At 70.0% G+C, this 20,361-nt stretch carries 21 protein-coding genes; 11 read left to right on the top strand and 10 right to left on the bottom strand.

What is annotated here, in order from left to right; genetic code table 11:
* Positions 1 to 299: 299 nt before the first annotated feature.
* From IH26_RS64140 to IH26_RS0146150, 3 genes are all read left to right on the top strand, one after another.
* Positions 300 to 434, top strand: coding sequence for a hypothetical protein (locus tag IH26_RS64140; RefSeq protein WP_281179846.1), 135 nt, complete (start codon positions 300 to 302; stop codon positions 432 to 434).
* A gap of 418 nt (positions 435 to 852) precedes the next feature.
* Positions 853 to 1,116 (top strand): helix-turn-helix domain-containing protein, encoded by a 264-nt coding sequence (locus tag IH26_RS54855; protein WP_051809765.1) that lies wholly within the window; start codon positions 853 to 855, stop codon positions 1,114 to 1,116.
* A gap of 725 nt (positions 1,117 to 1,841) precedes the next feature.
* Positions 1,842 to 3,377, top strand: coding sequence for an NAD(P)/FAD-dependent oxidoreductase (locus tag IH26_RS0146150; RefSeq protein WP_051809763.1), 1,536 nt, complete (start codon positions 1,842 to 1,844; stop codon positions 3,375 to 3,377).
* On the opposite strand, the gene IH26_RS64135 is transcribed toward IH26_RS0146150, so the two are convergent.
* Positions 3,359 to 4,861, bottom strand: a complete 1,503-nt coding sequence (locus IH26_RS64135) for a glycosyltransferase family 39 protein (RefSeq protein WP_157437754.1) — start codon at positions 4,859 to 4,861, stop codon at positions 3,359 to 3,361. The genes IH26_RS0146150 and IH26_RS64135 overlap by 19 nt on opposite strands.
* Before the next feature lies 1 nt (position 4,862).
* Between IH26_RS64135 and IH26_RS0146140 the strand changes: the two genes are divergently transcribed.
* The 7 genes from IH26_RS0146140 (at position 4,863) to IH26_RS0146110 (ending at position 10,995) form a co-directional block, all read left to right on the top strand.
* Positions 4,863 to 5,870 carry a hypothetical protein gene (locus IH26_RS0146140; RefSeq protein WP_157437753.1) on the top strand — a complete coding sequence of 336 codons (1,008 nt, stop codon included), beginning with the start codon at positions 4,863 to 4,865 and terminating at the stop codon, positions 5,868 to 5,870.
* Positions 5,871 to 5,965: 95 nt separating this feature from the next.
* Positions 5,966 to 6,829: an aldolase gene (locus tag IH26_RS0146135; RefSeq protein WP_051809757.1), complete on the top strand. Its 864-nt coding sequence runs from the start codon at positions 5,966 to 5,968 to the stop codon at positions 6,827 to 6,829.
* Positions 6,826 to 7,701 carry an NAD-dependent epimerase/dehydratase family protein gene (locus IH26_RS0146130; RefSeq protein WP_030442660.1) on the top strand — a complete coding sequence of 292 codons (876 nt, stop codon included), beginning with the start codon at positions 6,826 to 6,828 and terminating at the stop codon, positions 7,699 to 7,701. Before IH26_RS0146135 ends, IH26_RS0146130 begins: the two co-directional genes overlap by 4 nt.
* Positions 7,698 to 8,384, top strand: a complete 687-nt coding sequence (locus IH26_RS0146125; protein ID WP_030442659.1) for a glycosyltransferase — start codon at positions 7,698 to 7,700, stop codon at positions 8,382 to 8,384. The genes IH26_RS0146130 and IH26_RS0146125 overlap by 4 nt, the downstream gene beginning before the upstream one ends.
* Positions 8,381 to 8,794: a GtrA family protein gene (locus IH26_RS0146120; protein ID WP_169789919.1), complete on the top strand. Its 414-nt coding sequence runs from the start codon at positions 8,381 to 8,383 to the stop codon at positions 8,792 to 8,794. Before IH26_RS0146125 ends, IH26_RS0146120 begins: the two co-directional genes overlap by 4 nt.
* A 4-nt stretch (positions 8,795 to 8,798) precedes the next feature.
* Positions 8,799 to 9,599 carry a COG4705 family protein gene (locus IH26_RS0146115; RefSeq protein WP_051809756.1) on the top strand — a complete coding sequence of 267 codons (801 nt, stop codon included), beginning with the start codon at positions 8,799 to 8,801 and terminating at the stop codon, positions 9,597 to 9,599.
* Positions 9,583 to 10,995, top strand: coding sequence for a glycosyltransferase family 39 protein (locus IH26_RS0146110; RefSeq protein WP_157437751.1), 1,413 nt, complete (start codon positions 9,583 to 9,585; stop codon positions 10,993 to 10,995). The genes IH26_RS0146115 and IH26_RS0146110 overlap by 17 nt, the downstream gene beginning before the upstream one ends.
* Before the next feature lie 170 nt (positions 10,996 to 11,165).
* On the opposite strand, the gene IH26_RS0146105 is transcribed toward IH26_RS0146110, so the two are convergent.
* The 7 genes from IH26_RS0146105 to IH26_RS0146075 all read right to left on the bottom strand — a co-directional run bounded on the left by IH26_RS0146105 (position 11,166) and on the right by IH26_RS0146075 (position 17,356).
* Positions 11,166 to 12,026, bottom strand: a complete 861-nt coding sequence (locus tag IH26_RS0146105) for an amidohydrolase family protein (RefSeq protein ID WP_030442655.1) — start codon at positions 12,024 to 12,026, stop codon at positions 11,166 to 11,168.
* A gap of 176 nt (positions 12,027 to 12,202) precedes the next feature.
* Complete coding sequence (locus IH26_RS0146100) at positions 12,203 to 13,102, bottom strand: LysR family transcriptional regulator (RefSeq protein ID WP_245665988.1); 900 nt, start codon at positions 13,100 to 13,102, stop codon at positions 12,203 to 12,205.
* Positions 13,103 to 13,168: 66 nt separating this feature from the next.
* Entirely contained in the window at positions 13,169 to 13,867 is a 699-nt protein-coding gene (locus tag IH26_RS57320; RefSeq protein WP_063763881.1) for a siderophore-interacting protein, read from the bottom strand.
* Between the two features lie 98 nt (positions 13,868 to 13,965).
* Entirely contained in the window at positions 13,966 to 14,970 is a 1,005-nt protein-coding gene (locus IH26_RS0146090; protein ID WP_063763879.1) for a VOC family protein, read from the bottom strand.
* Positions 14,971 to 15,039: 69 nt separating this feature from the next.
* Positions 15,040 to 15,336: a putative quinol monooxygenase gene (locus IH26_RS0146085; protein ID WP_030442651.1), complete on the bottom strand. Its 297-nt coding sequence runs from the start codon at positions 15,334 to 15,336 to the stop codon at positions 15,040 to 15,042.
* 32 nt (positions 15,337 to 15,368) lie between these two features.
* The gene (locus IH26_RS0146080; protein WP_063763877.1) at positions 15,369 to 16,364 is read right to left on the bottom strand and encodes a fumarylacetoacetate hydrolase family protein; all 996 of its coding nucleotides are present in this window, start codon (positions 16,362 to 16,364) and stop codon (positions 15,369 to 15,371) included.
* 74 nt (positions 16,365 to 16,438) lie between these two features.
* Entirely contained in the window at positions 16,439 to 17,356 is a 918-nt protein-coding gene (locus IH26_RS0146075; RefSeq protein WP_211268883.1) for an NAD(P)-dependent oxidoreductase, read from the bottom strand.
* Between the two features lie 18 nt (positions 17,357 to 17,374).
* On the opposite strand from IH26_RS0146075, the gene IH26_RS0146070 reads away from it, so the two are divergent.
* Entirely contained in the window at positions 17,375 to 17,908 is a 534-nt protein-coding gene (locus tag IH26_RS0146070) for a nuclear transport factor 2 family protein (protein WP_157437750.1), read from the top strand.
* A 34-nt stretch (positions 17,909 to 17,942) separates the two neighbouring features.
* Here IH26_RS0146070 and IH26_RS0146065 read toward each other — a convergent pair whose 3' ends face one another.
* Both IH26_RS0146065 and IH26_RS0146060 read right to left on the bottom strand, forming a co-directional pair.
* The gene (locus IH26_RS0146065; protein ID WP_030442647.1) at positions 17,943 to 18,851 is read right to left on the bottom strand and encodes an amidohydrolase family protein; all 909 of its coding nucleotides are present in this window, start codon (positions 18,849 to 18,851) and stop codon (positions 17,943 to 17,945) included.
* A 52-nt stretch (positions 18,852 to 18,903) separates the two neighbouring features.
* Entirely contained in the window at positions 18,904 to 20,214 is a 1,311-nt protein-coding gene (locus IH26_RS0146060) for an aminomethyltransferase family protein (protein ID WP_211268882.1), read from the bottom strand.
* Positions 20,215 to 20,361 lie beyond the last annotated feature (147 nt).

The raw sequence follows: 20,361 nt of genomic DNA, 5'->3' as shown, positions 1-20,361 counted from the left end.
CGAATTACCAGACACCACGCGAAGCACGTATCTGCTATCGTCCACCCATCGCCCTCGCGGCATGAAACTCCGGTGTCCGGTCCCGGGGTGGAACTTCAGGTGGCTGTTTCGTGGGTGGCTGTTTCGTGGGTGGCTGTTTCGTGGGTGGCTGTTTCGTGGGTGGCTGTTCCGTGGGTGGCTGTTCCGTTGGTCGCTGTTCCGTTGGTCGCTGTTCCGAGGGTCGGCGATCCGCAGGGCAACTCCGGCGCGGGTCACGTAGACGCAGACGGCCGGGATCCACCGATCCAAGGCCTCAGCGGTTGACCGCACAGCTCGAAGAAGCCGAATGGAAGCTGGCCGGCGGCGACACCGGTGACCTGATGTTGGTGCTCGGCTGGACCTCGGAGGACATGCCACGTCACTACGGCGCGAGCGCGGCGGCCGAGCGGGCCTAGCAGGTTCAGGCCCGGATGGGGGATCGGTGAGCGTGTCTGACCGTGACTCCAAGCCCGAACCAGACGGGCAGCGTGGGGAGAGGTGGGCATGACGGGCGCAGCAGCGTCGTCGCCGGGCCCGCATCGCCGCGCGCGTCCTGGGCGAAGACCGCCGACCGCGCCGCTCGTACCTCCGCCGGTACGAGACGTTCCTGTGCCGTTTCGAGCGGCAGGTCGATCCCGCAGGTGTGTTGCCGGAGGAAGCGTGGGCGGCGATGGCCAAGCGCGCCCCGGACCACCAACATGCACGACTTGCCGAACGCTCCGCAGCCGCGCGACGACGTAGAGGTCAACAAGCGACCCCTTGATTGCGCGTCAAAGAGGCTCCCGGCTGCTGCCTCGCCCGCGGTGGCCACGTTCCTGGTCATCCCGGGCCACGTTGCTGCGCTGGCGCCGCGCGGTGATCGCGTGGGAGTGGACCGATCCCCGGCGCCGGCCCGGCCGCCCGCCGGTTCAGGCTGAGATTCGGGCGCTGGCGTTGCGCCTGGCCAAGGAGAATCCGTGCTGGGGCCATCGCCGGATCCAGGGCGAACTGGTCGGCCTGGGTTACCGGTTGGCAGCCAGTACGGTGTGGTCCATCCTGACCAAGGCCGGGTGGATCCTGCGCCGCGGCGCACCGGGCCGACCTGGACGCAGTTCCTGAGCGCTCAAGCCAAGGTGATCCTGGCCTGCGATTTCTTGCATGTGGACACGATCGGGTTAACACGTATCTACGTGCGTGCCTGATGGAGATCGCCATCCGCCGGGTGCATGTCCTCGGCGTCACGGCTCGTCCCAACGGGCATTGGGTGGCTCGGCAGGCCCGCGACTTGATCTGGACCTGGCGGAGCGGGCCGGGCAGTTCCGGCTCCTGATCCGCGACCGGGACACCAGGTACACGACCATGTTCGACGAGGTGTTCACCGGCGAAGGCATCGAGGTCCTCCGCAGCCCGCCGGCGTCGCGCGGGCCCGAGCCGACCATCGCGTCAGCGGTCTGTCGGACCAATGCCTCGGTCACGTCGAGACCCGTAGGCGTCGTCGTTGTTCCAGCCCCTCGGCGGCGTGGCGGCCAGGCGGTTGAACATCCGCGGGAGCGGGTGGGCCGGCGCGGGCTCGGGCGCCAGCGCGGCGGCGAGAAGCAGCGCGACTGCGGCGCATCGCAATGCGTGGGCGACTCGGGGCATGCGCGCGAGTTCAATCAGGTTCCCCGCGGCCAAGGTCAAACTCATCGGAGTGGGGATCGCGGAATACCTACAGCTTGTAGGCAGAAGACACAAAGCCCACGGACAGCATGTTTGGCCACCATCTGCCGTGAGGAGCGCGCGGCCTGCGCCGCGCGGGGGCACGGGCTCCGCCGAAGCGGACTGATGGATGACCAAGGAGCGAGATGGTGCGGCGAAGCCGGTCGGAAGATGAGGGCCGGGTGGGTGTCGTCGGCGCGGGGCCCGCGGGCCTGACCGCGGCGTACGAGTTGGCCCGGTACGGTCGCGAGGTGGAGGTGTTCGAGGCCGACGACACGGTCGGCGGGATCAGCCGGACCGTGGAGCGCGACGGCTGGCGGTTCGACATCGGCGGCCACCGGTTCTTCACGAAGGTGCCGGAAGTGGAGGCGCTGTGGCACGAGTTGCTCAGCGACGAGGACTTCCTGCGGCGGCCCCGGATGAGCCGCATCTTCTACCGGGGCAAGCTTTTCGACTACCCGCTCAAACCGGCCAATGCGCTGCGCAACCTGGGCGTGCTGGAGGCGGCTCGCTGCATGGCCAGCTACGCCTGGGTACGGGTGAAGCCGCCGGCCGACCAGAGCACGTTCGAGGGCTGGGTCGCGGCCCGGTTCGGCTGGCGGCTCTACCGGATGTTCTTCAAGACGTACACCGAGAAGGTCTGGGGTGTCGACGCGACCGCCATCCAGGCAGACTGGGCCGCCCAGCGCATCAAGAACCTGTCGCTGCTCGGCGCCGTCCGCAACGCGCTGCTCCCGGGCCGCGGCGAGCACATCACGAGCCTCATCGAGGAGTTCCAGTACCCGAAGCTGGGTCCCGGGATGATGTGGGAACGCGCCCGCGACCGGGTTGCGGAGATGGGCGTGCCGGTGCATCTGAAGGCGCCGGTCGTGCGGATCGAGCACGCCGGCGGCCGGGTCCAAGCGGTGGTCAGCCGGCAGCGCGGCATCGAGCGCCGCACCCCGGTCGAGCACGTCATCTCGTCGATGCCGCTGGGCCATCTGGTCGGTGCGCTCAGCCCGGCCCCGCCCGAGGAGGTGCTGCGCGCTGCCGGCGACCTGCGGCACCGTGACTTCCTCACGGTGGCGCTGGTCGTGCCGGAGCGTTTCGCCTTCCCGGACAACTGGATCTACCTGCACGATCCGGGCGTCCGGGCCGGCCGGGTCCAGAACTTCGGCTCCTGGTCGCCGTACCTGGTCAAGGACGGCCACACCTGCCTCGGCCTCGAGTACTTCGTCGACGAGGGCGGTGAGCTGTGGACGGCCTCCGACGAGGCGCTGGTGGAGTTGGCCGAGCGCGACCTCGCCCACCTGGGGCTGGTGCCGGAGGGGGCGGCGGGCACGGGATACGTGGTGCGGATGCCGAAGGCGTACCCGGTCTACGACGCGCGTTACCAGGCCAACGTTGCGGTGATCCGGTGCTGGCTGGAGGCCAATCTGCCGGACGTCCAGCCGGTCGGCCGTAACGGCATGCACCGGTACAACAACACCGACCACAGCATGATGACCGCTCTGCTGGCGGCGCGGAACGTGCTCGGCGCGGCACCGGTGCACGACGTGTGGGCGGTCAACGTCGAGGACGACTATCACGAGGAGGTGCGCGACGATCAGGTGCGGGGCACCGGCCGTGCGGCGCCGGTGCTGCCGTTGCCCCTTCCGGTGCCGCTCTCGGTGGTGGGAGCCGTTCAGGAGGGTGCCGCGTAGCCCTCCAGCCACTCGGACTCGCCGCTCGCCGCCGGCCGCTGCAGGATGCCGGCCGGGCCGCCGCGCAGGGCGGCGAGATCCTGGTCGAGTTCGGCGCACTGGGTGCCGAAGGTGCGGTAGCCGTCGGCGCGTACGAGCCACACCTCCCCGGTGGCGCGTGCGCTCGCGGCGGCTGCGAAGGCGCCCGGTGACCCGGCGGCGTTGCGCGCCGCGTAATCGACCCAGTCGACGCGTTGGGGTGTGCTCATCGTCGGGTACACCACCTCGTCGGTGCCGGCCGGCAGCAGCCGGTCGACCGCCGGGCCGAGTTGGTCGGGGCAGTACACGACCAGGTCGCCGGGGCGCAGGTGGGCGCGGAGCAGGGCGGCCGTGTGGCGCGCCTGGGTGCGCGAGCCGAGCAGCGGCGAGAGGACCGCGACGCCCAGCCCGAGCATGGCCACCACGGTGAGTGCTGCCGCGCCCCGGCGGCCGGCCAGGCGCGCCGCGCCCAGGGCGGGGACGAGCAGGACCGCCGCGACGTCCGGGGCGCTGTAGCGCAACGCGTACCCGGCCCCTCCGATTCTGCTCACGACCAGGCCCAGGACCAGCGCACCCAGCCCGAGGAACAGCAGTTGCCGCGCCGCAGGGCGTGGCAGCGCCCGGAGCGTGAGCGCTGCGACTACCAGTGCCAGGACGATGCCGGCGGGACCCGGACCGTTCCACTGGCGCAGTGTGTTCACCGCGTCGTGCCAGGTAGGCGCCGGCGCCCACGGCGTGCCGGTGTGGCGCTCCTGGAAGACGAACGACGGCAGCCAGGGCAGGAAGAGGACTGCCCCGGACGCGATCGCGATCGCGACCCGGAGCCAGGGCCCGCGGCCGTGTTGCCGCGATGCGCGCGCCAGCAGGACGGCCTCGCCGGCGGCGAGCAGGAATATCGCCCAGTAGTGGGTGAGCGCGAGCAGGCCGGCGACCGCCGCGACCGCTGCGAGGCGCGCCGGGCGGGGCCGCTCGAGGGCCCGCAGGACCAGCAGGAGGCCGGCCAGCGTCAGCAGCATGACCAGCGCGTACATCCGGGCCTCGGTGGCGTAGCGGATCGCGAACGGGCAGGCCGCCATCAGCATGGCGGCGGCCAGGCCGGTGAACCGGTCGGCGAGGCGGCGGCCCACCAGGTACGCCACCGGCAGCGCCAGGACCGAGAAGACCGTGGATAGGGCCCGGACCGCGTCGTCGCCGGTGCCGAAGAGCGCGATCCAGCCGTGCAGCAAAAAGTAGTAGAGCGGCGGGGAGCCGTCGTGCCGCAGCGCGGCGAACAACTGGGGCAGAGGCAGCCGGGCGATGTTCACCGAGAGCGCCTCGTCGAGCCAGAGCGCCGAGCCCGAGTGCAATCGTACGGCGACCTGCGCGGCGAGCAGCACGGCGTAGCCGATCGCGGGCCACCGCGACCCTAGGATGCCTGCTGTGTTCCGCTCATCGGTGTTGTGGGCCTGGCTCGTCTCGCGTGTCATCGTGCTGGTCGCGCTCCTCACGGCCCTGCTGATCCCGGCGCACCGGCACGCTAGCCTACTGGCCTGGGACGGGTACTGGTACGAAACGATCGCGGTGCACGGGTACGCCGCCAGTCCCGCCGGCGCGATCCGGTTCTTCCCGGTGCTGCCGTTGCTGGCCCGATGGTCTGCCGCGCTGGTTCTCGCCCCGCCGGGCGTCATGCTCGTGGTCATCGGCAACGCGGCCGCCCTGCTCTACCTCTTCCTGGCCCGGCGGGTGGCGCTCGCGGCGGGCCTGGGCAACCCGGCGGCTGACCTGTCGACGGCCGCGGTGGCATTGGCCCCGGCCGGGTTCGTCCTCGCCATGGGCTACACCGAGGCGCTGTTCGGGGTGCTGGTGTGCGTGGTGTTGCTGGGTGCCCGCCGCGGCCGCTGGTGGGCCTGTGCGGCCGCCGCGCTGGTGGCTGGGGCACTGCGGCCGACCGGGGTGCTGCTCTGCCTGCCGACCGCCATCGAGGCCGCCCGGGGTCTGCGGGCCGCCACGCCGGGCGGCCTGGTTGCCCGGCTGGCCGCCACCTGCGCCCCGGCGGCCGGCCTGGTCGCGTACCTGGGGTGGGCCTGGCATGCGTACGGCGACCCGCTCACCCCGTTTCGCGTCCAGACTGCGGCCGACTTGCGCGGCGGGGTGCTGGTCAACCCGTTCACCTCGCTGGTGAGGGCGGTGGAGACGCCCTGGCCGGCGCTGATCCGGGTCGTCTGGATCCTCGTGGCGCTCGCGCTCCTGGTCGTGTCAGCCCGCCGGTTGCCCGTGTCGTTCACCGTCTTCGCCGCCGCTACCGTCTTCCTCGCGGTCACGGCGCGGAATTTCGGCTCGTTCGAACGGTACGCGTGCTCGGCCCTGCCTCTGCTGCTCGCTGCAGCGGCCGTGCTCGCCGAGCGGCCGCGCCTGCGTCTCGTGGCAGCGATCGCCGCGCCGCTCATCCTTTTCGGACAGTCGCTGCTGTCCTTCACCAGCTCCTACGTGCCGTAGGTGCTCATAGCGAACTCATGGCCGGAGCAAAGCTGACGTCCAATTTCGCCGTCGATCCTCGGTGCAGCCAGTACCAGGAGACGGAGTGATCAGCCATGACCCTCGGCATCGCCGACGCCGGGCACGAGGCGGCCACGGCCCAACGCGGGCAGGCGCCGGCGTTCTTCCTCTTCCACACCGATCCCCAGGTGGTGGCCGAGGCGACCCGGGCCGGCGTCGACGGATTCGTCGTCGATTGGGAACGGCGCGGCAAACGCCGCCGGCAGGCCGGTCAGGACACCCAGATCAACGGTGACACGCTCGCCGATCTCGAGCGGGTCCGGTCCGCCACCGCGGCGCGGGTGCTCTGCCGGGTGAACGGCTTCGGGCCGTGGACGCGCCGGGAGATCGACGCGGCCGTGTACGCGGGCGCGGACGAGGTGCTGCTGCCGATGGTGACCGGCACCGGCGAGGTGGACCGGGCGCTGCGATTCGTCGGCGGGCGGTGCGGCCTGGGCATCCTGATCGAGACCCGGGCCGGCGTCGCCGCGGCGCCGGGCCTGGGCCGGCGGCCGCTCTCCCGGGTCTATCTGGGACTCAACGACCTGCGCATCGACCGAGGCAGCGACAACCTCTTCGAGCCGCTCGTCGACGGCACGGCCGACGAGGTCCGATCCTGGGTGACCGGGCCGTTGTTCGGTGTCGCAGGGCTGACGCTGCCCGATCGGGGCGCGCCGGTGCCGAGCCGGCTGATCGCCGCCGAACTGGTCCGCCTCCGGGCGGACTTCACTTTTCTGCGGCGCTCGTTTTTGGCCGACACGGCCGGAAAGCCGCTCGCTCCGGCCGTGGCCGTCATGCGGACGCACTTGGCCGGGCTGGCCGGCCGGTCGGCAGGTGACCGGGATCGCGCCCGGACCGAGTTGATCCGGGCCGTCGGGCAGACCGCTGCGGTCGGGCGAGCCCCTGCGGTTGCACGGTGACCAGCCTTGGCCGCCGGCGGGTCCTGGTTACCGGCGCGGGCGGGTTCGTCGGCCGGCACCTCGTGGCCCGCCTCGCCGAACAGGGCGCCGACGTCACCGCGCTGACCCGGACCGGCTGCGACCTCACCGACCCCGACGCGGTCCGCGCCGCGGTCGTCGCCGCGCGGCCGGAGGTCATGTTCCACCTGGCCGCCGCGCGTCAGGCCGGCGACGGCGCCGACCGGACCGCCACCGCGACCGTGAACGCCGTCGCCGGCATGTGGCTGGTCGAGGCCGTGCCGCCCGGCTGCCGGGCGGTGATCCGGCTCGGCTCGTCGACCGAGTACGCCGCCCAGACCTCGCCGATGGACGAGCTGACGCCGCTGCGGCCGCGCGGATACTTCGGTGCCACCAAGGCCGCCGGATCGCTGCTGTTCACGGCGGTCGCGGCCGAACGCGGGATCCGGTCGTGCGTGCTGCGCGCCTTCCAGGTGTACGGGCCCGGCGACAAGCCCTCCCGTTTCGTCCCGGCAGTGCTGGCGGCGGCCCACGCCGGCACCACGCTTGCACTGACCGGGCCGGGCCTGCGGCGCGACTGGGTATGGGTGGGTGACGTCGTCGACGCGTGCGTGCGGGCCGCCGGCCGCGACGACCTCGCTCCCGGTGCGGTCTACAACATCGGCACCGGTGTGCAAACCGCCAACGAGGAACTCGTCGCCACCGCCGAACGGGTGACCGGGCAGCGCATCGCGACCCGCGCCGGCGCCCACCCCGGGCGCGGATGGGACACCAGCGACTGGGTCTGCGACCCGGCGGCAGCTCGCGCCGACCTGGACTGGAAGCCCCGCGTAGACCTGGCCGAGGGTCTCGCCCGCTGCTGGAGCGACCGATGAATGTCGCCGTCGTCGTTCCCGTCTACCGCAACGCGGCGACGCTGCCCGCGCTCGCGACCCGCCTCGACGCCGCGCTCACCGGCGCCTGGACGCTGCGCCTGGTGGTGGACGCGTGTCCCGCCGGCAGCGGTGCCGTCGCCGCGAGCCTCGCCGCCGCGGAGCCCCGCGTGCGGGTGAGTCACCTGCCCCGCAACGGCGGCCAACACCGAGCCATCGTGCACGGCCTGGCTGCCGAGACGGACGCGGACGTGTGGGTATGCCTGGACGCCGACCTCCAGGATCCGCCCGAGGCCATCCCACTGCTGCTGTCCACCCTGGACAATGAGCGGGTCGCGGGCGTATTCGCGGGACGGCGGGGCGCGTACCAGCCCTTCGGCCGCCGGGTCACCGGCGCGCTGCACCGGCGGGTTCTCGCCGCGCTGATCGGCCTGCCGGTCGACGCCGGCGCGTTCCTCGCCATGAACCGCCCGCTCCGCGACGCCGTGGTCGCGGGCCTGCTGCAGCGCGGCGCGCCGAGCGTGGTCGCCGCCGCCGGCCTGAGTGGGTTGCCGCTGACCAGCGTGCCAGTTCGCCGGGACGAACGCACCGAGGGCACTTCGGCGTGGACGTCGCGGGCCCGGCTGCGGCAGTCCGCCGGAACCCTGTGGTGGGCGGCGCGCCAGGGCCGGCGGGCCGGCGCGTGAACGCGGCCACCAGCCGGCAGGTCACCCGGTTCCTCGTCATCGGCGCCGTCGGCACCGCCGCCTGCCTCGGCGCCTACGTGCTGCTGCGTCTCGCGCTGCCGGCACAGGCCGCCAACGTGGTGGCGCGCCTGGTCGTAGCGGTGCCCACCACCTGGCTCAACGGGCGGTACACGTTCGGCGCGAAGGTGTCCGCGAGGCGCCTGTACGGCGGCGCGCTGGCCGTTCTCGCGGCCGGCGCCGTCGTCTCGGCCGGCTTGCTCGCGGCCGAGCAGTCACTGCTCGGCCCGGCCGACCGATGGGCCGAACTCGCCGCCCTCGTGCTGGCCAACGCGGGCGCAACCGTGGCCCGCTTCACGCTACTTCGGCAGTGGCTCTTCCGGTCCCCTTCCACCCTGTCCCTTGCGAGGTAAACGCATGAACATTCCCCAGACGTCCGCGGCGCCCGCCGCCGGCGCGCGAGCACGAACGCCGTTCAGCAAGGTCCCCGAGGCGACCGCCCTCTTCTGGGTCATCAAGATCTTGACCACCGGCATGGGCGAGTGCGTCTCCGACGACCTCATGGAAAGGCTGGATTGGTGGGCCCTCGGGGTCGGCGGCGCCGCCCTCGTCGCCTCGCTGTGGTGGCAGTTCCGCACCGACCGCTATCGCGCCTGGCCCTACTGGACGGCGGTGGCGATGGTGAGCGTCTTCGGCACGATGGTCGCCGACGGACTGCGCAAGGGCCTCGGCCTCACCTTCGTCGACACCACCATCGCGTTCAGCGTGCTCGTCGCGGCCTCGCTCGGCACCTGGTACCTCTCCGAACGCACCCTGTCGATCCACAGCATCACGACCCGCCGCCGCGAGACCTTCTACTGGGCCACGGTGATGGCGACGTTCGCACTCGGCACCGCAGTCGGTGACATGTTCGCCTCGACGCTCGGCTGGGGTTTCCTCGAATCGGGCCTCGGGTTCTGCGTCCTCATCGTGCTGCCGCTGCTGGCGTACAAGTTCCTCGGGCTCAACTCGGTCCTTGCGTTCTGGTCGGCTTACGTGGTGACCCGCCCGCTGGGCGCCTCCTTCGCCGACTACCTCTGGGTGCCGCGCCCGTGGGGCGCGGGCTTCGGCAAGGACGCGGTGAGCCTGGTCAGCAGCACGGTCTTCCTGCTCGCTGTCGTGTACGCGGCGAAGACCCGCAACGGCGAGCCGAAGGACGCCCGTGCCGTTGCCGGCTAGGGCCGGGGCCCCACGCTGGTGGCGCCGCCCGGCGCCGGCCCGGGCGGTGCCACCAGCTGTCCTGCTCGTCCTGGGCCTCGCCCAGCTCGCCCGCAACCTGCCCCTGTGGTACGACGAGGCATACAGCCGACTCGCCGCGGGCGTGCCCCTGGGCACGCTGTTCAACGGCGTCTGGCACCGGGTCGGCGTCATCTCGTACCTGATGGACGTCCCTCCCTCGTTCAACGCCCCCTACTACGTGGCGTTGCACTTCTGGTGCGCCGCCTTCGGCACAAGCCAGTTCGCGCTGCGGCTGCCCTCACTGCTGTGCGCGGCCGGCGCGGTCGCCGTCCTCGCCGAGCTCGTACGCCGCCTCGCCGGGCCGGGCGCCGGGCTGCTCTGCGGGCTGCTCTGCGCCACCGGACCGCTCCTGGTCGACCAGGCGATCCAGGCTCGCAGCTACGGCCCCGCCATGCTCGCGCTCGCGCTGTGCGCGTTGTGGTTCGCCGGCTGGCTCAGCACCGGAACCGGCCTGCTCCGGATCGGGAGCGCCGCCGCCGTGGCCGGGCTCATGCACTGGTTCACACTGCCGGTGCTGGCCGGCTTCGCGATCGCGGCCCTGGCGCTGCGCCGCCGGGCCGGCATCCGGGCCGCGTTCGCCCTGGCCGCCGGGAGCCTGCCGGCGGCGCTGCTGGTCGGCTGGTCGATGGCCGGCGGGGCGTACGGCGCGCCATCCCCCGCCCCGGTCGGCCTGTGGCTGCCGGTGGATGCCGTCCGGGACTGGTCCGAGGGCTTCGTCGCGCTCTCCGTCGCGCTCGCCGCCGCCCTCCTCGGCCTGCGGCGCGGCCCCCGACGGGCCTTCGTGCTGTGCTGGGTCGCCGTGCCGCTGCTGCTCATCACCGGCCTCGAACTCGTGTCACCCGCCTACTTCCCGCGCTACCTCCTCTTCACGCTGCTGGGGGTCGTGGTAGCCGCCTCGCTCGGGGTCGCGGCGCTGCGTTCCGCCCGACTGCGGACCGCCGCGGGCGCGCTGCTCGTCACCCTGTCAATGGTCGGGGTGCTCCAACACGCGAACGACGCCGCCAAGGAGCCGTCACCCGCCGCGATCCGACTGCTCGCCGCCGAGCAGCGGACCGGCGAGCCCATCGTGCCCGCCGACGGCCGCACCTCGCTCGACCTCAAGACGTACCTCTCGCTCGAACCGCGCCTGTCCCAGGACCTCGTCCTGCCGCCCACGCTGTTCACCACGCAGACCTCGTCCACTGTCGTGTGGCTGGTCCGGGTCGTGCTGAAACAGAACAGCCTGCCGGTGGTGGCGGCGGAGCAGCGCCTCAAGGACGCCGGTTGGACCGAGGCGAGCGCCACCCTGTTGGTCGGCTCGAACACCGACCTGCGCGTGGAGCGCTGGGTGCGCTGACCCGGCCCTCCTCACCGAGCGGGTCGTGGGCCGCGGCTCTCGACGGCGCCAGGCGCAAGGTCAGGTACCTGATCCGGCACCGCGACGGGAAGTACCCGGCCATCGTCGATCAGGTCCTCGCCGAAGCCGAGCGGACCACCGTTCGGGTCCACGACAGGCGGCAATCCGGCCTACTCGTCGATCGGCCAGTCGAGGCACTCACAAATGCCACGGCCCATGATCCACTCCAGCTCCTCCCGGGTCAATGCGAAGTGCTGCGTGAACTGCTCGACCGCGTCGGTGTAGGTGATCCCACGGCCGAGCAGGCGCGTGATGTCGGTACCCCAGAAGCAGCGTTGGGCGCCCATCTTGTCCACCACTTCCCGGACGTACTTCTCGACATTGAGGTTCGGGAAAGGCTGCGAGGAGTAGTCCGGGATGGCCGACACTTTGACGTAGATGTTCGGGTGTGTGTGCAGATCAGCGGTCTCGGTGACCCAGAAGCCGATCCCGTCGTCCACGCAGCGGGCCATGATGCCCATGTGGTCGATGATGATCTTAAGGGCCGGGTGCCGAGCCGCGATCGCGCCGAGCTCCGCTTTCCAGATCGGGGCATGCACCATGGTCGGAATTCCGAGCTCTTCGGCCAGCGGCCAGTACCAGTCGTTGGTCCCGTCGATCATCCAGTTTCGGTCTATCGGTCGGTGGAAGGTCAATCGCGTGCCCTTGATGTAGGGATTCTGGCTGAAGTCTCTGAGCATCGCGGTGGCTTCGGCCGGCTTGTTCTGCGGAATGCGCGCCATGACGGCGAAGCGCGTGGGGTGCTTTTCGCAGGCTTCGAGGGCGTAGTCGATGCGATCGCCCTCCCAGGACGGTGGCACGATGATGGCCCGGTTGATACCTGCCTCGTCCATCAGTTCGAGGCATTCTTCGTAGCCGAACGGGTTCTCCGGGTGGCCGTTGAGCCGTACCCGTTCGTGGGCGCCAGGCAACCAGGGACGGTCAGGAGTATCTGCCTTCCAGATGTGGATCTGAGAGTCGACGATGAACATGCGATGTCCTTTGCGTCCATGGTTCTTGGTCTGCGGGCAAACAGGGAGTTGTGGTGGTTCGCGCCGTGGCCACCCGGGTGTCTCGATGCTAGGAACGCGGCCTGACCGCTTCAACGCGGTGAGCACCCTCGATGCTGAACGCCTTTCTTGCGCGGCGTGCAAGGGCGCCGGCCCGGTCAGGCGCCCGGCTGCGAAATCGGATTCTTCTTGAACCAGATGGACAGGAAGTCCAGGACGACCTGCACCTTGCGGGGAACCCGGCCGCCGGGACCGAACACCGCGTAGAGCGACCGTTCCGGGACCGGGATGTCCGGCAGCAGGCGGACCAGGCTGCCCTCTGCCAGGTTGTCGTAAACGGCACGCTGTGGCAGCAGCGCGATGCCGCGGCCGTGTACGGCTACCTTCTGCAGCGTGATGTACGAGTTCGAGACGAACGCCACCCTGCGGATCTTGTGCAGGGTGCTGGACGGTCCGAGTCCGATTCGCCAGACCGAGTCGTTCACATGCACGAGGCAGTCGTGGTCGGCGAGGTCGTTCGGATACTGCAGATCGCCATGCTGGGCGAGGTAGCCGGGGGAGGCGCACACCACGAACGGCAGGCCCGCGATCCGGCGCAGTCGTACCGCCGAATCGCGTAGGTCGCGGGTGTGGAAAGCGACGTCGAAGCCGCTGTCCAGGAAGTCGTAGGTCCGCTCCGAAGTGGGAGTGGCGCTCAACTCGAAGCGCACGGTGATCTTCGGGTGAGCGACCGCGAAGGCGGCGATCGCGTCGCCGATGTCGAGGCTGCCGATCCACTTGGGGCAAATGATCGACAACATGCCCTCCGGCCGGTCTTGCATTTGCGCGATGTCCTGGTCCTGCTGCTCGATCTCCTGCAGGATCCGGCGGGCGAAATCGCGGTACGCCACCCCGGACTCGGTCAGGCTGATCGAGCGCGCGGAGCGGTTCAACAGCCGGGCACCGACCTGCCGCTCCAGATCCGCGATGTGCCGGGAGACCAGCGATCCGGAGGTGCCCAACGACTTCGCCGCTCCCGCGAAGCTGCCCTTGTCCGCAACGGTCACGAAGCTACGCATGACCAGGAGTCGATCCATCGGAGTCCGTTCTCGCAGCCACGCTTCAACGGTGCCGCCCTGGCCGGGTCAGGAAACGTCTGCGCCGGTGTCGTGGTCGGAGTGGTCGGATTCGCCGCGTTTCCAGTACCCCCGCGTGGTGAGCCGGTCGGTCGGCACACCCTCGTCGAGCAGGGCGCGCCGGATCGCGCGCATGGTCGCGGCCTCGCAGGCGACCCAGATCCGGTCGTACCGTTCGGCTCGCGCGGCTGCGATCACCTCGCCTTTCAGAGCGCTGCCGTCACCGTCGAGCAGGACCCACTGGCCGGTGACGGTCGCCGGTGAGGTGAACGATTGCGCCTCGGCCTCATCGGGGATTTCGGCGATGACGCAGGCGTGCGCGGAGGCGGGAAGGGACTCCAGGCAGGTGGCGATAGCGGGCAGGGCGGACTCGTCCCCGGCGAACAGATAGCGGCCGGCGTCCGGGTCCGGGCTGAAGGCGGACCGGGACCGCCCGCCCAACTCCATCCGCATGCCGGGCACGACACGCGCAGCCCACTGGGTGGCCGGTCCAAGCCCGGGGTTCAGCAGAAAGTCGATTGTCACCAGGCCCTCGGCTCGGTGGAAGTGGCGCACTGTATAGGTGCGCATGACGGGCCCCGAGGGAGTGTCCGGCAGGAACACCTTCGTGTGTGCCGCCGCACCAGGTTCCGGCCAGTCCGCCAGATCCCCCTGGACGACCACGCGGACTGTTCGGGGGGTCGGTGAGCCGACCTCCACCACCACCATCGGGCGGCGTGGCGGGTATCTGCGTTCTTGCCGCTGCCTTACTGACCCGGCGGCCTCGGTGGCGCCGTCGCCGGCATCGCTGTCCCGCGGGGTGATGGTCACGGAGCCACCCCGGGCGTGGCGGGCAGCGTCGGGGCCGCGGCCGAGCCGGTGGACGACTTCAATTCGTCGTCCATCCGCGGTCCGTCTTGGGCCCTCGGCGGCTTGAGCTGCCAGACGTGGTGTGGGGCGTCGCCTTCCCAGATGCGAGGAGTCTCGTACGATTCGTCGACCCGGGTCATGTCGCACACGTACTCGACCCGGCCACCGGACGGAGTGTAGAAGAACCGGTAGATGTTCGACCCGAAGCTGTGCCGCCCCACGTAGCGGGCTTCCTTCCAGCCCTTGCCGAGCATGTAGTTGCCGCCCTCGATGACCTCGTCGAAGTCGCGGCACTCGTAGGCCGCGTGGTTGATGCCGTAGCAGTCCCCGCGGTGCATGAGCAGGAAGTTGTGCTGATCCCAGTCACCCTCGGCCTGCAGGAAGGTGCCGAGTCGGAGCACGATGTCGACCGGACGGAAGTTGAGCCGCTCGGTGTAGAACGCCAGTGCCTTCTCCCTGCCGTCCTTGGGGATGTCCAGCGCGAGATGGCACACCCGGATCGGCCGCGCGCGACCATAGCCGGTCAGCTCGGCGTTCCAGCGCGAGACGCTCCCGGTCACATTGCCCGCGCGAGCCTCGAACGCCACGTCCACGGCGTCCTTGACCGCGAATCCGATGGCATAGCCGGTCTCGTCGAAGGTGTGGATCGAGCCGTCCAAGTCCTGGCGGACCTCGCGGTCGGTGGCCAGGTTCGCCGCGAGGCCATCGAGTGACTCCTGCGAGTCGACGCCCCAGGTCACCGCTCGCAGCCCAGACCCGTTGTTCTTGGGCGGCGCCAGGAAGGGGGGCAGGGACGGATCATCCGCGCGCCGCAGGTGGATGCGCTGGTTGACCATCGTGCGCAGGGTGGCCCGGTCCTCGCTGACATCGACGGGCTCCAGCCCGAAATCCTCGTAGAACCTGGCGCACTCCAGCACGTCGGTGACGCCGAACACGAGTTCTTCGATTCGATCGATCGTCATCGTTACTCCATCAATCTCAAGTGAGCGCAGCCATGGTGATTCCGGGTGCCGGTGTAGCCGGCCACGCCGTCACTCGCCCTCCCAGGTCACGTAGAAGGCCCGTTCGCGCTTGCTTAGCCGAGGGATTCCCTCAGCTACGGCGTGGGCCTGGAAGTGCGGCGAGGCGCCGTGAGCCAGGTAAGCGCCCCGGTCGACGTAAATCTCGTACAGAAAGAACACTCGCGGATCGTCCGGATCCCGGTGGCACTGGTAAACGAGGTTCCCGGGCTCCGCGCGAGTCGGGCCGAGCAGCTGCCGGATCACGTTCGCGACGGCCTCCTCCTCCCCGTCCTTGGCGGTCCATTTAGCCGTTACCACGTATGCCATAGACCTGTCTCCCCTTCGCAGATTCCCGACGGTCACGCGCCGGGAGCGGTGAACGCCGCGCCGAAATCAGGTCCGTGGGGCGAGACGGCGGCGGCGACGCAGCGGTTGCGCTGCGACCCCAGCCCTTCGATCGTCGCCTCGAGGAGGTCTCCGGGACGAAGGAAGCGTCCGCCGTGCTCGGCCGCGTTTCCCGACGGGGAGCCGGTGGCGATGATGTCGCCGGGACGCAGGTCCGTGACCCCGGAGGCGTACTCGATCAACCGGTCGACCGAGAAGATCATGTCGTCGGACTTGGCGTCCTGCATCACCACGTCGTTGACCTTGAGAGTCATGCGCAGGTCGTGCGGGTCCGCGACGAAGCGTGCCGGGGTGATCCACGGCCCAATCGGCTTGAACGTGGGGCGGCCCTTGGTGGCCAGGAAGTCGGTGAAGCGCAGGTCGGTACGGTGCATCCGATCGCGGGTGGAAAGGTCGTCGAGGATCGTGTAGCCGGCGACGTAGTCCATCGCCTCCGCGCGTGACACGCAGCGGGCGAAGCGGCCGATCACGACGGCGAGTTCGAGTTCCCAGTCATGTTTGACGCCGGTGTCCCCAGGGATGATCACGTCATCGTCGGCGCCGATCACCGCACCCGGCCAGCCGATGAACATGAACGGGATCCCGTTCGCCGCTCGCTCGTCCATGGCCCGGGTGGCGTCGGCCCTGGCCTGCTCACCGTCCCTGCCGGCCGCGATGGCGTTCGCGGTTCGCATTTCGATGATGTGCATGCGGTAGTTCGCGCCGGCGCACAGGAACGCTCCCGGCGGGTTGATCGGCGGCAGGATCCGCAACTCGTCCAGCGGCCTCCCGGCGGACCTGGAGGTCAGGTCGTCGAGGCGGCTCAGCGACCGGTCCCAGTCCTGCAGCAGCGACAGCACCGTCACCCGGTCACCGAAATGCGAACGCAGATCCGTGACCCGGTCGCCGGTCACGAGCCCGGGGAAAGGGTCAGACTCCTCGGCAGCGAATGTGCCCAGTCCAAAGGTCATGGCTCGGACGATACCCAGAGCCCACCGTCGCGCGGGTTCACCAAAGGGTGCACGATCGTTGCCCTGCCCAGGGCTCATGCGGTCCAGTCGACCGCGGACAGCCGCGCCAGCGCCCGGATCAACGCGTGCACGCCATCGCGGCCGCCACCCTGTGCGCGCAGCGCCAGATACAACTCGTGGGCCAGCGCGAGCCCCGGCAGGCTCAGGTCCATCCGGCGGGCCTCGGCCAGGGCGATCTCCATGTCCTTGATGAAGTGCTCGACCATGAAGCCGGGCGCGAAGTCGCCGTGCATCATCCGGGGCGCGTAGTTGGCAAGCGACCAGGATCCGGCCGCGCCGCCGCCGACCGACTCGAGCACGGTTTCCGGGTTCAGCCCCGCCTTGTGCGCGTACAGCAACGCCTCGCAGACCCCGATCAGCCCGGTGGCGATCAAGGTCTGGTTGACCATCTTGGCGTGCTGGCCGCTACCCGGGCCGCCCTGATGGACGACGGTCTTGCCGAGCAGGCCGAACAGCGGTCGCAGCCGCTCGACGGTGTCGGCGTCGCCACCCGTCATGATCGATAGCGTGGCGTTTCGCGCGCCGACGTCGCCGCCGGAGACCGGAGCATCCACCGCGTCCAGCCCTCGCTCTTTTGCCGCCGCATGAATTTCGCGCGCCAGCGACGGCTCGCTGGTCGTCATATCGACCAGCACACAACCGGGACGGGCGGACGTCAGGACACCACGAGCGCCGAGCGCGACCTCGCGAACATCCGCGGGATAGCCGACCATGGTGAACACGACGTCGGCCTCACCGGCCACCGCCGCCGGGGTTTCGGCCCAGCTCGCACCGCGGTCCAGCAGCGGCTCGGCCCGCTCTCGCGTTCGGGAGCAGACCAGTACCGGAAACCCGCCGGCAAGGAGGTGCCCGCACATGGACGTACCCATCACGCCCGCGCCGATCCAGCCGATAAGGGTGTCTTCTGGGGAAAATGACTTGGATGAGATCACCGGGCGAGCATAAATCCGGTGCCGCCGCCCGCCCCTGCCGGACGAGCAAGCATTGCTGAACGAACCGTTCTGACCGGTATCACCCTGCCGGTGCGAGCATGGCCGGGCCGGACCCGCGATGAGCTGTCAGGAGCTGATCATTTTATGGAAAGCGCACCCGAGGAGGAGCTGATTCGCTTGGAGCGCGAGCGCTGTACGGCGATCTCGGCGAGCGATATCACCACCCTCGATCGACTGCTGGCCGACGATCTCAGCCACACGCACGCCTCAGGCCTCACTCAGGACAAGGCCACCTATCTCGCGGGGGTCGAGGGCCGCCCACGGCTGACGACTCGAGGGAACGATCTGAGAGTGTGCGTCTATGGAAACGTCGCCGTGATGACCGGTGCGCTGCGTAACACGTTTCCGGCCGCGCAGCCGGGCGGAGAGCCTCGGCTGGTGGAACTGCACGCCCTGCAGGTATGGGTCCATGGCGAGGGCAGCTGGAAGCAGGTTGCCTTCGCCTCCTCGGGGCGGCCGGCCGCTGATGCAGGTGGGCCGGCCGCTCGATGAACGGAGGAGTCCCCCGGGGCCGCTGGTGACGACGTCACCGGCCGTGCAGCAGGCGTGGCACCAGGGCTGCGGCGTTCTCGACGTCGATCTTCACACGGACGGCTGGGTCCAACTCGTCGAAGTCGTCGCTCGGATCAGAGCCGGCGGGCTCGGCGAGATATGGCCAGTCCGAGCCGAACACGATGTGGTCGAGTGCGGTCGCCTTCAGCGTGGAGGCGAGTGCGACCGTATTGTTCGACAGCCCGGTGTCGAAGTACTGCCGGCGCAGGTACTCCATCGCCCCCTTCGGCGCACGGGTGGCTTTTTCCGGCTCACGTTCGGCGAGCGAGGCCAGCCGGTGTGCCAGGAACAGACTGCTGCCGCCTAGATGGGCGAACTGCAACCGCAGCTGCGGGTACCGTTCCAGAGCGCCGCTGTAGATCAGGTGGGCCAGCGCCCGGGTGGTGTCGAAGGGATATTCGAACAGCCAGCGGGGGTACTGCGGGAAGACCAAGCCGTTGGCGGGCACCGCGGGGTGCACGAACGCGTACGCCCCGCGGCGGTTCAGCTCCGCCAATACCGGTTCCCAGGCGGGGTCTCCCAGGTAGGTTCCCGCGTGGTTCGAAAACAACGCCACTCCGTCGAGGGCGAGCGTGTCCAGCGCATATGCGATCTCGGTGATCGCGACCTCCGGGTCCTGCGCGGTGAACGGCACGATCGCCAGCGCGCCGAACCGGTGGGGCTCGGCGCGCACGACATCGGCCAACTCCTCGTTCCCGGTCCGCGCGGCGCTCGCGGTGCGCGCTTGCAGGGCGTCGCCCATCGACAGGACCGCGGCGTCGATCTCGTACCGCTCCATGAACCGCTTGTAGCCGCTGATCGACTGCGGCGGCCGCGGCGCGGGAGCGAGGGTCTGCTCGTAACCGGGAGTGAGCACGTGCACGTGAAAGTCGATCCGGGTCACAGCGGCGCAGCCCGGACCGGTGCGAAGGCGTCCGGGGCGCAGGAGAGCGGGTTCACGCCTGGTGTCCCAGGGACGCCAGATGCTGGCGGAGGTCGCCGCGGCCGTTGTCCGGCTTGTACGGCGCCCGGGCAACGGTTGCCCGGATCCGGATCTGGGGGTCTCCCGGGTTGCCCCAGACAACCTGCACCTCGGTGCCCAGTTCGGCGTCGGCCACGTTCATCACCGCCAGCGACATCACCTGGCGGAAGTAGTAGCTGTATCCCCAGGACGTGGACACTCCCGCCGGTGCGCCATCGCGCTCGACCTGATCGGCCCACATGAATCCCCGGGTGTCCCGGGGCATGTCCAGGAACGTGTGGGCCGGGCCCTCCCGGAAGAACGACCGGTAGATCTCCACCACGTCGTCGGAGTTCCACACCAGGGTCCGAAGGGTCCGCACGGGGCGGTCCACCAATTCGCGCAACGGGGTGGCGCCGAGGAAGTCGTGATCGAACTTGATGTTCCGGGTCCAGTTCAATTCGACCGGGTCACGGTAGTAGTCGTCCAGGGATCGGCCCTCGAAGCTGCCGGCGATGGACGGGTGCGGATGACGGTACATCCGCGGCGACATGACCTGCTCCACGTAGTCCGCGCACTCCGGCCCGAAGACTGCGGGGACGTAGTCGAGGCTTCGGGTGGGAACGGCGTTCTCCAGGTGGTTGATCGGCACCGTGCGGGAACCGAGGCGGCGAATGCCGAACTTCTGCCCGGCCTCGACGATGGCGTCGTAGACCTGCTTGGCGATCTCGCGGGGGCCCTGGAGTTCGAAGCCGACCTCGCCGGCCATGCCCTGGCGCAGCGCCCACACTTGATGTCCGGCCAGGGTGACCGGGCGGGCATGCATGTACGCCACATCCAACAGGGCGTCGTCACCGCACATTTGCAGAAGCAACGGCAGCGACGTGGGACCGGAGACCTGAAAGACGAACCAGTCGTCGGCTTCGGCGGTGGCCCGGTAGTCCCCGCGCTCCAACTGGAAGCGGACCCACAATCCGGCTTCGGCGTGGCAGACGTATTCCTCCTCGCCCAGACGGGTCAAGATCCCTTCGTGGACCACCTTCCCTTCGGAATTGGGGTGGACCACGTGCTTGGAGGAGCCGATCGGGAACCGCGCGAAGGAGTTCACCGAGAAGTCCGAGAAGAGGTCCAGCACCCCCGGCCCGCGAAAGTGGGTCTGCGGCAGAAACGACCAGTCCCCGATATAGCACGTCCGTTTCCACGACATGCTCTCGTCCAGCCAGTCCGTGTACTCGGGCTGGCCGAACAGCATCGCTGGGACGTTCATCGGCGGCGGCACGCGGAAGGCCTCGAGGGTGAAGTCCATGATCGGGATGCCTCTCTGCTCAGGTGAGTACTGCTCGTGTGCGCTCGTCGGAAGATCCGCTCTCGCCAGGGCCCGGCTGAGCCGGGCGGGGCGGTGCTGCGGTCGTGAGCCGTCCAGGCGGTGGCGACCTGGCCGGTTCTCGCAGCG

Origin of the sequence: Actinoplanes subtropicus, assembly GCF_000721705.1 — a bacterium.
Classification (GTDB): Bacteria; Actinomycetota; Actinomycetes; order Mycobacteriales; family Micromonosporaceae; genus Actinoplanes; species Actinoplanes subtropicus.
This window is presented reverse-complemented; position numbering and strand designations above follow the sequence as displayed.